The organism is Veillonella sp. VA142 (assembly GCF_003992135.1).
Lineage (GTDB): Bacteria > Bacillota > Negativicutes > Veillonellales > Veillonellaceae > F0422.
The window spans coordinates 51,176-64,316 of record NZ_RQVN01000007.1 but is presented as its reverse complement, the minus strand read 5'-3'; the positions used below and the strand labels follow the sequence as shown (position 1 = coordinate 64,316).

Annotated in this window: 10 protein-coding genes; 1 reads left to right on the top strand and 9 read right to left on the bottom strand. The window is 42.8% G+C overall.

Annotated elements, in window-relative coordinates:
• Positions 1-99: 99 nt before the first annotated feature.
• Together EO117_RS04435 and ileS are read right to left on the bottom strand one after the other, a co-directional pair.
• Positions 100-633, bottom strand: coding sequence for a cysteine hydrolase family protein (locus EO117_RS04435; RefSeq protein WP_126939300.1), 534 nt, complete (start codon positions 631-633; stop codon positions 100-102).
• 96 nt (positions 634-729) lie between these two features.
• The gene (ileS, locus tag EO117_RS04430) at positions 730-3,564 is read right to left on the bottom strand and encodes an isoleucine--tRNA ligase (RefSeq protein ID WP_126939308.1); all 2,835 of its coding nucleotides are present in this window, start codon (positions 3,562-3,564) and stop codon (positions 730-732) included.
• Positions 3,565-3,999: 435 nt separating this feature from the next.
• Between ileS and EO117_RS04425 the strand changes: the two genes are divergently transcribed.
• On the top strand, positions 4,000-5,199 hold the full coding sequence (locus tag EO117_RS04425; RefSeq protein WP_126939299.1) for an MFS transporter: 1,200 nt from the start codon (positions 4,000-4,002) through the stop codon (positions 5,197-5,199).
• A gap of 182 nt (positions 5,200-5,381) precedes the next feature.
• Here EO117_RS04425 and EO117_RS04420 read toward each other — a convergent pair whose 3' ends face one another.
• The 7 genes from EO117_RS04420 to EO117_RS04390 form a co-directional block, all read right to left on the bottom strand.
• Positions 5,382-6,197: a sulfurtransferase gene (locus tag EO117_RS04420; RefSeq protein ID WP_126939298.1), complete on the bottom strand. Its 816-nt coding sequence runs from the start codon at positions 6,195-6,197 to the stop codon at positions 5,382-5,384.
• A gap of 238 nt (positions 6,198-6,435) precedes the next feature.
• Entirely contained in the window at positions 6,436-7,731 is a 1,296-nt protein-coding gene (gene hemL, locus EO117_RS04415; RefSeq protein ID WP_126939297.1) for a glutamate-1-semialdehyde 2,1-aminomutase, read from the bottom strand.
• Positions 7,732-7,752: 21 nt separating this feature from the next.
• A complete protein-coding gene (hemB, locus tag EO117_RS04410) occupies positions 7,753-8,727 on the bottom strand; it encodes a porphobilinogen synthase (protein ID WP_126939296.1) in 975 nt (324 codons plus the stop codon).
• 13 nt (positions 8,728-8,740) lie between these two features.
• The gene (gene cobA, locus EO117_RS04405) at positions 8,741-10,276 is read right to left on the bottom strand and encodes a uroporphyrinogen-III C-methyltransferase (RefSeq protein WP_126939295.1); all 1,536 of its coding nucleotides are present in this window, start codon (positions 10,274-10,276) and stop codon (positions 8,741-8,743) included.
• A complete protein-coding gene (hemC, locus tag EO117_RS04400; protein WP_126939294.1) occupies positions 10,273-11,211 on the bottom strand; it encodes a hydroxymethylbilane synthase in 939 nt (312 codons plus the stop codon). The genes cobA and hemC overlap by 4 nt, the downstream gene beginning before the upstream one ends.
• Complete coding sequence (hemA, locus tag EO117_RS04395) at positions 11,208-12,494, bottom strand: glutamyl-tRNA reductase (protein WP_126939293.1); 1,287 nt, start codon at positions 12,492-12,494, stop codon at positions 11,208-11,210. The genes hemC and hemA overlap by 4 nt, the downstream gene beginning before the upstream one ends.
• Complete coding sequence (locus EO117_RS04390) at positions 12,463-13,098, bottom strand: bifunctional precorrin-2 dehydrogenase/sirohydrochlorin ferrochelatase (protein WP_126939292.1); 636 nt, start codon at positions 13,096-13,098, stop codon at positions 12,463-12,465. The genes hemA and EO117_RS04390 overlap by 32 nt, the downstream gene beginning before the upstream one ends.
• Between the last annotated feature and the right edge of the window lie 43 nt (positions 13,099-13,141).

The window sequence follows — 13,141 nt, the reverse complement described above, 5'->3', positions numbered from 1 at the left end:
ACTCATCTAGACCTATTATGCATACATACAAAAGAGGAATGCCGACTCATCAGCATTCCTCTATCGATCGTATTCTTCTACATTATACTTGCTTATATATTATTCTTCTACAATACACTGGCACATCTTCATCGTCAAGAGTGCTGCTTCATGAGATTCTCGGGTCACCCCTGCGCAACATTTTGAATCCACATAAAGTGGGATTTCAGGCAATCCTGCTTTTAGAATCAAAGCATTGGAAACCACGCAAATATCCGTACATAAACCAATCAAGGTTAAAGATTCGATAGGTTCCTCTTCGTGCATTCCTTTAAGATGAGCCAGCAAATCCAAGGACCCAAAGTTAGGTTTATCTAAAATATCCACCCGTTGGCCTCGTTCATGAGCCACTCCCAACAGATCATCGGCAATCTCCCAACCTTTAGTGCCACGGGCACAATGTTCAACTGGCAAATGTTTGCCCTCTTGGCTTTCAAGATACCCATCATCATGTGTATCACGAGTAAACACTATGGGGCCATCAAAGTTACGAATTGTTTCACGCACCGCTGGTACAATGGCCTGCGCCTGCGGTGAACCTAATGTTCCATCAATAAAATCATGTTGCATGTCTATCACAATCAATACGTTCATAGGGCATCTCCTTCGTTAGAAAGTAGGCAAGGAAATGATACATTCCCTTGCCTAAATTGATAGTACTTGAACCTTTGACTACTTATGCGATTGTCATTATCCTTTGACCACGTCAGCGCAACGAGCACATAATGTTGGATGATCCCCATCTTGACCAACTGTGTCGCGGTGAATCCAACAACGTTCGCATTTTTCTAACTCAGATGGAGTTACCACGATGGATAATACTCCGTCTTCTACTGTCACTGCGTTGGCTGGTGCATTGTCACGACCTTCCACTACATGCGCTTCAGACACGATCAACAAGCTAGCTAGGGAACTGCCGAATCCAGTCAATGCTTGGTACGCATCGCCATCTGCATACACAGTGATAGATGCATCCAAAGAGTGACCGATCGCTTTATCACGGCGAGCCCCTTCTAAGGCTTTTGTCATTTCGCTACGAAGGTCTAGCATCGTTGCCCAACGTGCAGACAATTCCTCATCCACATGGTCTGCATAACCTTGTGGCCAATCTGCTAACATAACGCTTTCTTCCATGCCCTCTTCTTTTGGCATGTATTGCCATACTTCTTCGGCGGTGAAAGAAAGAACTGGGGATACCATTTTAACCAATGTTGTCAAGATTTCATAAATAGCAGTTTGCGCACTACGACGAGCTACATTGTTTTCTTTCTCTGCGTACATAGTATCTTTCAACACGTCTAAGTAGAAGGAAGATAAATCGACAGTACAGAAGTTATGGATTGTATGATATAAAATGTGGAATTCGTAGTTTTCGTAAGCATTCGTTACCTTTTGACGAACTTCTTCTAAGCGATGTAAGGCCCAACGATCCAACTCAGTCAAATCTTTGTAAGCTACTTTATCTTTGTTCGGATTAAAGTTATCTAAGTTACCCAACAAGAAACGGAATGTGTTACGGATTTTACGATATACTTCCGCTAATTGTTTTACGATGTCTTTGGACAAACGCACGTCTGCTTGGTAATCTGCAGAGGATACCCATAAACGCATTACGTCAGCACCGTGTACATCGATGATATCGGAAGGAGCCACTGTATTGCCTACAGATTTAGACATTTTACGACCTTCCCCGTCCACTACGAAACCGTGAGTCAATACGGCATTGTATGGTGCATGACCACGTGTAGCGATACCTGTTAACAAGGAGGAGTTGAACCAACCACGATGTTGGTCAGAACCTTCTAAGTACATAGCACAAGGTACGTCAAGTTCATTTTGTTCTAATACACCAGACCAAGAGCTACCGCTGTCGAACCATACGTCCATAATATCTGTTTCTTTATGGAAAGAATCATGTCCACAAGATGGACATGTGAATCCTGCTGGCAATAATTCTTTTGCTTCATGAGCCCACCAAGCATTGGAGCCTTCTTTGGCAAACCATTCTTGTAAGGAAGCGATGGTATCATCATTGATGATATGCTCTCCGCAATGGTCGCAATAGTAGATAGGAATTGGCACACCCCATGCACGTTGACGAGAGATAACCCAGTCTCCACGGTCTGCAATCATGTTGTAAATACGGTCATGACCCCATTTAGGAATCCATTGTACTTGCTCGTCGATGGCTTTCAATGCTTCTTGACGGTATCCATCCACGGAAGAAAACCATTGTTCTGTAGCACGATAGATAACAGGATTTTTACAACGCCAGCAATGAGCATATTGGTGACGGATATTGCCTTTTTGTACCAACGCACCGTTATGAGCCAAGATTTTGATCACGGGCACTTCTGCATCATGGATTTCAACACCTGCTAGTGGTTGTTCTGTATCCCCATAGCGAGGTTCATCTACTTTGGCAATATAACGACCCGTAGCATCGACTAAGGATAAAATATCAAAATCGATTTTACCTGCATCTTTGTATGCTTTTACCACGTTAAAGTCATCTTCACCATGAGCAGGTGCTGTATGTACACAACCTGTACCAGCGTCTAATGTAACATGAGAACCTAACAAGATAGGAGCGTTACGATCGGCAAATGGATGTTTAAAGTTTGCTAACTCTAATTCACTACCTTTGAATGTGTTCAATACCTCATAGGATTCTACACCCATTTCTTTGGTAGCTGTTTCGATTAAGCCGTTTGCTAATAACCATGCTTCATCACCGATTTTCACCCAAGAATACTCTAATTCTGGATTCACAGAGATTGCTTGGTTGGCAGGCATTGTCCAAGGCGTTGTTGTCCAAATAACGGAGAACAATTTGCTTGTATCAAAACCTGCTGGCAATGTACTTTCAGCACCGTTTACATAAGCAAATTTAACATAGATGGAGAAAGATTTTTTCTCAGCATATTCAATTTCCGCTTCTGCCAAGGCCGTTTCACAATGGGTACACCAGTATACAGTTTTCAAACCTTTGTAGATGTAGCCACGTTTTGCCATTTCACCGAACACGCCGATTTGTTTCACTTCGAACTCAGGGCGCAATGTTAAATAGGGGCGGTCCCATTCACCAAGCACTCCGAAACGGATGAAATCTTTCTTTTGTTCTTCTACACAGTTCAAGGCATATTTACGACATTTGTTACGAAGATCCAATGGACTCATTTCATGGCGATTCAAGCCAGTATTTTTAATAACCGCATGCTCGATAGGAAGACCATGTGTATCCCAACCAGGAATATATGGTGTGTAATGGCCTTGCATTGTTTTATATTTCATCACAATGTCTTTTAATGTTTTGTTCAAGGCATGACCGATGTGTAATTTACCATTCGCGTACGGAGGGCCATCGTGTAAGATAAAAGATTTTTTACCTTTATTTTTAGCTAGGCGTTTTTCATAAATTTTATTATCTTCCCAAAACTTGATAAATTCTGGTTCGCGCTTTGGCAAATTACCGCGCATAGGAAATTCTGTTTCAGGCAAGTGCAACGTCTTACCATAATCCACTTCATTAGACATTGTATTTCTCCTCTCAATAAAAAAAGCACCCGCTCCCCGAAGGGACGAATGCAAATCCGTGGTACCACCCTACTGATGATTCTTGTGAAAGTTACCCCCAACGAATCATCGCTCAAACATATAACGGTGTCCACCGATGTGAGTACCCCCAGTACGGGCTCCCCAACATATACTCAAAAGTGATCCGCCATGCATTCACCCATGAGGCTTTCACCATCCCCCACTCGCTCGGAGCTACCTTGCATGACCGTCTTTATCAACGTATTAACATATATCGTTGTCAATTACAGGTACAATTATATACTATCTGTAGGGCAGTTGCAATAGGAGGAATCTAGATTAGGGGTGTAATAAATTGCACTTATATGCTACCATAGGTACATGGATGATTACAGTTTTACACCACGCTACATAGGAGTCAGTATGGAACTTTGGAAACGCACATTATATGTTTGTTTATTTGGTGCCTTCATGGCATCAGTGGGGCTTAGTCAAGCAGCCCCTCTCATTCCGCTATATTTACAAGACCTAGGGGTCCTCGATCAGGCGGACCTTGCCAATTGGTCTGGCCTCGCCATGGGGATGACCTACCTCATGGTAGCCCTCTTCGCCCCCTTTTGGGGAAAACTCGCGGACCGCAAAGGTCGCAAGCTCATTTTGTTGCGCGCTAGTCTTGGTATGACTATTACCAATGCACTTCTCGGCTTTGCCCAAGCTCCAGAACACATCGTTATCATACGGATCCTAAATGGAATGATCTCCGGATTTTTCTCTGGTTCTATTACACTCGTAGCTACACAAACACCACAAGCCCAAACGGGCTGGGCCCTAGGACTCTTGTCGGCTGCCAACCTCGGTGGCTCTCTCCTGGGTCCCATGATCGGTGGTTACATCGGTGGTCTTTTTGGCATCCGCTACGCCTTCTTCATCGTGTCTGCCTTACTAGGGACAGCCTTCTTATCTACCTTATTCTTTGTAAAAGAAGAATTTACACCGCAACCAAAAGGGGCCTCTCAATCCTTATCCACGTTGAAAGCATCTATTCCCGACTGGAAAGGACTCATCTACATCTCTGTAGGCTCTTTTATCTTCGCTTTCACTACCATGGCAACAGCTCCTATCCTATCTGTATTCGTACAACAAATCGTAGGACAGGGCGCAGAGCACATTGCCCTCTTAGCAGGTTTAGCATTCACCGTCACAGGACTTGCCCAAATGGTGGCTAGCTCTGTCCTCGGTAAATACATTGATAAATTAGGACCACGGTTCATCCTGTGGACTAGCTTTATCTACGTTGGTCTTGTGACCATACCACAAGCCTTTGTGACCGATATATACACCTTGTGCATCTTACGGTTCCTACTCGGTATCGGCTTAGGCGGATTATTACCAGGTATTAATACCTACCTATCTAGCATTACACCTAAAGCATTCGCAGGCCAAGTCTTCGCCTATAATCAATCTACCTTATTCATGGGTTACTTCATTGGATCCCTAGGTGGCTCCTTCATTGCATCTCAATGGGGCTTCGGTACTATGTTTATCACCACAGGAGCGATCATTGCGCTCACAGGTGTATTTTTAAAAGTTACATTAGGGCGTACTCGAACAGCTAATCATTAATTACATTCCTGTAAAATACTGTATATTTTGAAACACTATATACTCCGCATTATATGAGCTCTTTACTACTTAGTATCTGCCATACAATATATACTCATAAGGGCGCACCTGCAAGAAACTATTAAAAAATAAATGCAATATAACAAAACAGAGGTCTTATTCCAAAGGCCTCTGTTTTATATTTACAATGTATTCACACCCGTCTCTAGCGGGAATCCTTCATAAGTCACCCAATCACTAGAGCTGCCTAGGTACATGGATGGTTCTACACCGATTTCAGCAAAGGCAATCATCAAGTTCGCCGCGGTCACTCCAGATCCACAATAGGTGACGATAGGTTTCTCCACCTTGGCTAAATCACCATAGGCTTGTTTTAATTCTGAAACTGGACGTAGACCATCAGCGGTAAATCCCCATTCGTAGAAATGATTAATCGCCCCTGGGATATGACCTGTCATGCCATCCATGGTATCCACTACAGAGCCATCATACCGTTGTGGGGCCCGTGCGTCGATGATGACATGACTACCAGATTCACTAGCTTGTAAAACTTCATCACGATGCATGAGTAAACGGTCTTGCAAAGTATACTCCAACGGTTTTGGAGCTGCTACAGTTGGGGTCTCCTCTTGGGTCAATGGATATCCTTCACGGTGCCAACGCTCAATGCCACCAGCTAAGACTTTCACTTTGGTAAAACCCATGTATAGTAGCAAGAATCGCAACCGACCTGCAAAGGAAATCCACGCATCGTACACCACAATGTGTGAATCCATGGTCACACCGCATTCACTCAATCGTTTTGCTAATACGGACATATCTGGTAAGGGATGACGACCACCGTGTGTCCCTAAAGGACCACTCATGTGTGCGTCCATATCGATGGCAAAGGCGTCCGGAATGTGGGCCGCTGCATAGGCATCAAAGCCACGTGCATCTAACACAACAACTGTATCTAATTGCTCTTGTAATTCTTTAGGTGAAAGTAACACGCTCATTGTTACACCTCCAAGTATAAACTATTACATATATATTTCAGGCAATCTTATTTAGTACATACATATCTCATAGGGCCAGTATAAGACCTACGTACATATGGCATATACACAATAAAGAATGCCATACACTCTCTACCATCTAGTTTAACATAGATTAGTTTCGATGTGTATGGCATTTCTATTCATACATGTATTCTGTTAAATAATTGACGCACCATAAGAAAGGTTAATACTCGTATTATCCTTTAATTGCCTGAAACGCTTCTTTTGCAATTTGCAATGTGTATGCCAAGTCTTGCTCGCTGTGGCGTGTGGACAAGAAGTTACTTTCATATTGGCTGGCTGCGTAATAGATACCGTGTTCCAAGTTGTAGTGGAAGAACGTTTTGAATGCTTCCATATCGCAAGCGCTAGCATCATCAAAGTTATGCACCGCTTTGTCTGTGAAAAACAGGGTAAACATGGAGCCCACACGTTGCACCACCACAGGTACGCCTACTTCTTTTGCCGCCACTTCTAAGCCTTGGCAAAGCAGTTCTGTAGATTCCTCGACTTGACGAAAGGCAGTTGGATTTTTTTGCAACATCATCAATGTGGCAAGACCTGCCGCCATGGCTACCGGATTGCCACTTAAGGTGCCTGCTTGGTATACAGGGCCAGATGGAGCAACGGCAGACATAATCTCTTTCTTCCCACCGAACACAGCCATCGGCAAACCACCACCTACAATTTTACCTAAGCATGTTAAATCTGGGATGACATTGTAATATTTTTGAGCCCCTCCAGAACTGGAACGGAATCCGCACATCACTTCATCAAAGATAAGAACTGCACCGTGCTCTGTCGTTACTTCACGCAAGGTTTCCAAGAATCCTTCCACAGGAGGTACACAGCCCATATTACCTGCCACTGGTTCTACGATGATAGCAGCAATACTTTTACCATGAGTAGCAAACAATTGACGAACTGCATCAGGATCATTGTATGGCAATGTAATCGTATCTCCTGCCACACCAGTTGGCACACCTGGGCTGTCAGGCACACCAAAGGTAGCTAATCCAGATCCAGCTTTCACCAACAAGCTATCGCTATGACCATGGTAACAGCCGATGAATTTTACAATTTTATCACGACCTGTATAGCCACGAGCCAAACGCAATGCACTCATGGTAGATTCCGTACCGGAATTTACCATGCGCACCATTTCCATCGACGGATAGAAAGCTTGAATTTTCTTCGCTACTTCTGTTTCTAGCAGTGTTGGCGCTCCATAGCTAGTGCCACGAGGGATAGCCTCCAAAATGGATGCCACAATTTCAGGATTCGCATGACCTAAAATCATAGGGCCCCAAGACAATACGTAATCAATGTACTCATTGCCATCAATATCGTAAATGCGAGATCCGCTGGCAGAACTAATGAAAGGGGGATTGCCCCCCACACTGCGGTAGGAGCGAACAGGACTGTTCACGCCACCCGGCATATATGTACGAGCCTCAGCAAAGGCTTGTTTTGATTTTTCTAAACTAAACATAATGGCTCCTATACTCCCACATCATTTTTCTTGTAGCCAACGTGCCACATCCAGGGCATGGTAGGTAATGATCATCTTTGCCCCTGCTCGTTTCATGGATAGCAATGTTTCTAAGGTAATGCGTTTTTCATCTACCAAACCTGCTGCCGCTGCGGTTTTAATCATGGCATACTCACCGCTAACATTGTACGCAGCTAATGGACAATCAAAATTGTCTCGCACTTCACGAACGATATCCAAATAGGATAGAGCCGGCTTAATCATAATGATGTCAGCCCCTTCGATGATGTCTTGTTCCACTTCACGCAAAGCTTCTAAGCGGTTCGCTTCATCCATTTGGTATCCTTTACGGTCCCCAAATCCCGGTGCAGAATGGACCGCATCACGGAATGGTCCATAATAAGCGGACGCATATTTTGCCGCATAACTCATAATCGATACATGGCTAAATCCCTCTGCATCTAAAGCTTCACGGATCGCAGCGATACGTCCGTCCATCATGTCCGATGGCGCCACCATATGAGCACCCGCTTTTGCATGGCTCACCGCCACATTGCACAACAATGGTAAGGTAGCATCGTTAATAACTTCATGATGTTCCACATGACCGCAATGGCCTGTGGATGTGTATTGGCATAAGCATACATCGGAAATCACAATCAAGTCTGGCACTTCCTTACGGATCGCCATAATCGCTTGTTGTACCGGTTGTTCCATATCCCACGCAGAAGAACCATCTTCATCTTTGTAGGTAGGTATACCGAAAATTTCGACACCCTTGATACCTAGGTCATAGGCTTCTTTTGCCAATTTCACAGCTTCGTCCACGGACACATGATATTGTCCTGGTAAGGAAGAAATTTCTTCTTTAACCGCTGTTCCTGGAACAATAAATATAGGATAAATTAAATCATCTACTTGTAATGTTGTTTCACGAACCAACGCACGCATGGCTGGGTTGATGCGCAATCGTCTTGGTCGATTTCGTAATTCCATATTGTGCCTCTTTCTATTTGCAATCATTCAAGATTAAGTCCACCATCGCAGGGATTGTGAACGTTTCCCCAATTAAAGTTGGTTGAATCCCTTCTTCTACGCAAGTAGCCCCTGTAATCGGTCCAATGCAGACAACTTTTGTATTCCCTAACAAGCTCACCGCATCAGGGCCGAGCATATCTTTTGTATTGGTTACCGTAGAAGAACTTGTGAACGTAATATAGTCCACCTCTCCTGCACGTAGTGCTTCTTCTAAATATTCTTTATGGGACGTATCTTGTACTGTTTCATACAAACGCAACACTGTCACATCGCATCCTGCCTGTGAAAGTCCCTTATAAATTACATCGCGCGCTACTTTTGGTTGTACTAACACGAAACGTAAGTTACGTAACTCACGATTTGGCCACACACGACCTTGTTCAGCAGTAATCGTTTCTACCACTGATTCCGCTTGGTAATTTGGTGGCACAATATCAGCACGAATCCCACGGTCTAATAAGGACTTCGCAGTAGCACTGCCGATAGCACATACTTTCATAGAACCTAAAGCACGACTATCTAAATCACGGTCTAATAAACCGTCAAAGAAGAATCGTACTCCTTCAGCAGAAGTGAAAATTAATCCATCGTAGGAAGATAGGCTATCGTATGTCACATCCATCTCCTCTGTACGAAGCAAGGCTTGTGTTTTGATGGCAGATGCCTCAATGACATTAGCTCCTAACTCTAGCAAGCGTTCTGATAAGGCACTAGCTTTACTACGAGCTCGTGTGACAACGATTGTTTTACCAAATAACGGTTTATTATCAAACCAACGTAATTGCTCCCGCAAAGATACTACTTCCCCAACGATGACGATGGCTGGTGCTTTCAACTGTGCTTTTTCTACATCTTCTACTACATGTTCCAACGTAGATACCACTGTTTCTTGAATTGGTTTCGTCCCCCAACGGATAACTGCCACTGGAGTTTCCTTAGGGCGACCGTATTTAATTAAATTATTCGCAATATTCGGCAGATTAGAGATACCCATCACAAAGGAAATAGTATCCACAGATTTTGCTAAGCCTTCCCAGTTCATACCAGATTCTGGTTTTGTTGGATCTTCATGACCTGTGACGATAGCAAAGGACGTAGCCATAGCCCGTTGTGTCACAGGAATTCCTGCATAGGCTGGCGCCGAAATACCTGATGTAATACCTGGTACAAATTCAAATGGCACTCCTGCCTCTACCAAAGCTAACGCTTCTTCACCACCACGGCCAAATACTAGAGGGTCTCCCCCTTTTAAACGAGCTACTACTTTTCCCTCTAACCCGTATTTTACGAGAAGATCGTTGATTTCCCATTGGTGCATCGTATGATTGTTGCTTTTTTTGCCAGCATAAATAATCTCTGCTCCTTCTTTCGCATAGGACAAGAAATGAGCATCCGCTAAGTAATCATAGACGATAACATCTGCTTTTTCAATACATTCCTTACCTTTCAGAGTGATTAACTTATGATCGCCCGGTCCGGCACCAATTAAATATACAATGCCTGTCATTTCAATACTCCTCTTTCTACCAAATCATCAATGATAGCTTTGCCCCCTTCTTCATAGAGAGCTTTCGCCAAATTACGACCTAACATATCTGCTTTTTCTTTTGGTCCTGACAATTCACCTTCAAAACAATTTTTTCCATCTAAAGAAGCAATGATAGCTTTCAACGTCAATTGTCCTTTATAAATCGTCCCATGTACGCCCATCGGTACTTGGCAACCACCTTCAAGTTGACGAAGGAAACTACGTTCTCCACGAGTGGCCCACATGGTATTTTCATCATGTAATACAGACAACATATCTAGCATTTCTGTATCATTCTTACGACATTCAATACCTAATGCCCCTTGACCCACAGCTGGAATCATTTCATCGCTGGTGAAAGTCTGCGTAATAACAGACTCCAAGCCCAACCGTTTTAAACCTGCTTCTGCTAATACAATAGCATCAAAGTTTTCTGTTTCTAATTTGTTCAATCGCGTTTGCACATTTCCACGAAGTACAGAAATCTGCAAATCAGGACGTTGATTCAATAATTGTGCTTGACGGCGTAAACTACTTGTCCCTACCTTAGCACCATGTGGCAGCTGATCCAATGTTTTATACTTCGGAGATACCAACGCATCACATGGTGTTTCACGCTCTGTGATAGCACCTAGTACTAAATCCTCTGGCAATTCCGTTGGCATATCTTTCAAACTGTGTACGGCTAAATCAATGCTACCATCCCGCATAGAGGCTTCAAGTTCTTCTGTAAATAAACCTTTTCCACCAATTTCAGCCAATGGTTTTTCTAAAATACGATCACCTTTTGTGCTGTGATGAACTAATTCCACCTTACATGAAGGGTAATATTTGCGCAATATATCGGCTACATAATTAGCTTGCCATAAAGCAAGAGCACTGCTACGCGTGCCTATACGAATAATGTCTCTCATAGTGCATCGTCCTCCACTTCTAGAGCAAACATATCTTGGAATAATTTCCAATAATCCCGTTCTTTTTCTTTACCCGCTACTTCACCAAAATGAATCATTGGATCCCGCAATAATTTACGCACCAACATCCGTGACATATTGTTAATAATTTTTCGTTCTCGCTCTGTAGCATCTGGTAATTTTGCCATCGCTCGATGCACTTCGCGTTTACGAATTGCTTCTGCTTTTTCACTGAGTAAAACCATAATTGGACGGACTGATAAATATCGTAATTTTTCTTCAATTTCTTGTAAAGCTTCTTCTAACATAGGCTCTGCCTTACGAGCTTCCTCTTCTCGTTGATGCTTATTCGCCTCCACTACACTTTCCAACGCATCAATGTTAAACAAATACACACCTGGAATATCTGTTACATCTGGATTGATATCACGAGGCACAGCAATATCAATCATGACAATCGGTTTATTACCTCTATCTTCCATGATTTCTTCCGCCTCTTCCCGTTCAATCACGTAATGAGGAGCCCCTGTAGAAGTAATAATAATATCTGCTGTTTTTGCTTCTTCCACAAAATGGCTAAAGGCTACTGCTTTACCATTAAATTGCTTAGCCAATTCTTCCGCTGTTTTAAGCGTCCGATTGGACACAAACATACTTTTTACACCTTTAGCTTGCAAATGACGAGCTGTCAATTCACTCATTTGACCAGCGCCTAAAATAAGAACCTTCGCCTCATTGATAGGGATATCTAAGCTATCTTCTGCTAAGTTCACCGCTGTATAACTTACAGAAACCGGCGTATTCGCAATGCCTGTCAAGGTCCGTACACGTTTGCCTACAGCAATAGCTTTTTGGAAAATAATATTAAATACTGATGCTGTTAGCCCCTTACTATAGGAAGAGATATAGGCCATCTTTAATTGACTCAAAATTTGACCTTCTCCCAAAACAAGAGAATCTAAACTAGCTGCCACTCTAAATAAATGAGAAATACAATCTTTTCCTTCATGAAGGAAGAACCATTTCTCATTTACGCTTACACTTGTTTCACCTTTTAAATGTAGTAGTAAACGTATCATATATTCTTTTATATTCTCTACATCATCAAGGACAACATAGAGTTCAGTACGATTGCACGTCGATAAGAGGACGCATTCCTCGACCTCTTCATGAGCATAGATATGATCCATAGCATAATCCAAATCTTCTTTAGAAAAAGAAAACTTTTCGCGCACTTCTACAGGAGCACTTCTATGATTCAGTCCTAATACAATTAATTGCATGTACAATATTCTCCTTCACTGAGTCTCCTTGACCCTCTAATATCTGTATAAACTCTGATTCTCCTAAATAGGTACGCCAAAACTCCTCTCGTTCTTTGGGAGTACCTAATCTATGTTGCAATTCTTTTCTCCATAGACGAATCTGAGGTAACCAATCGGCTAATATGCCATATCGTTTTTCTATATCCTGTCTGAGCAAACGACTCACTCGAGGGCTCACTTGATTAGTAAATATGGAAATTTCTAAATCACCAATCTCTGTAGCACTACCGAACACCCAATTGGAATCGTCCTTTACATCGGCTCGATTAATGAATGCCTGTACACCTTGTGCATCTTCCATGACTTGCACATTCACAACAGGATTATCTGTAGCAATGATAACAAACTGTTGACCTACCATATATTCTGAGTGATAAGGCTTCGCTACCCACTGCAACTTACCCTCTTCCTGATATATTACAATGTCAGGCAATACATCAGGACTCACCACCAGAATCTGGGCCTCTTCATCTATTAATTTTTTAATACGCCGTAAGGCCACCTCTCCACCGCCTACAACGAGGCAGGGTCTATGTTTTAGTGAAAGTCCAACAGTAATCATCCTACTACCTTTATATATCTCTTAACAATGGCAAAAACGGCTT

Coding starts and splice junctions, on each gene's coding strand:
- hemC (WP_126939294.1), bottom strand. CDS start 11,211: ATGAGAGACATTATTCGTATAGGCACGCGTAGCAGTGCTCTTGCTTTA.
- hemA (WP_126939293.1), bottom strand. CDS start 12,494: ATGCAATTAATTGTATTAGGACTGAATCATAGAAGTGCTCCTGTAGAA.
- EO117_RS04390 (WP_126939292.1), bottom strand. CDS start 13,098: ATGATTACTGTTGGACTTTCACTAAAACATAGACCCTGCCTCGTTGTA.
- cobA (WP_126939295.1), bottom strand. CDS start 10,276: ATGACAGGCATTGTATATTTAATTGGTGCCGGACCGGGCGATCATAAG.
- EO117_RS04435 (WP_126939300.1), bottom strand. CDS start 633: ATGAACGTATTGATTGTGATAGACATGCAACATGATTTTATTGATGGA.
- hemL (WP_126939297.1), bottom strand. CDS start 7,731: ATGTTTAGTTTAGAAAAATCAAAACAAGCCTTTGCTGAGGCTCGTACA.
- hemB (WP_126939296.1), bottom strand. CDS start 8,727: ATGGAATTACGAAATCGACCAAGACGATTGCGCATCAACCCAGCCATG.
- EO117_RS04425 (WP_126939299.1), top strand. CDS start 4,000: ATGGAACTTTGGAAACGCACATTATATGTTTGTTTATTTGGTGCCTTC.
- EO117_RS04420 (WP_126939298.1), bottom strand. CDS start 6,197: ATGAGCGTGTTACTTTCACCTAAAGAATTACAAGAGCAATTAGATACA.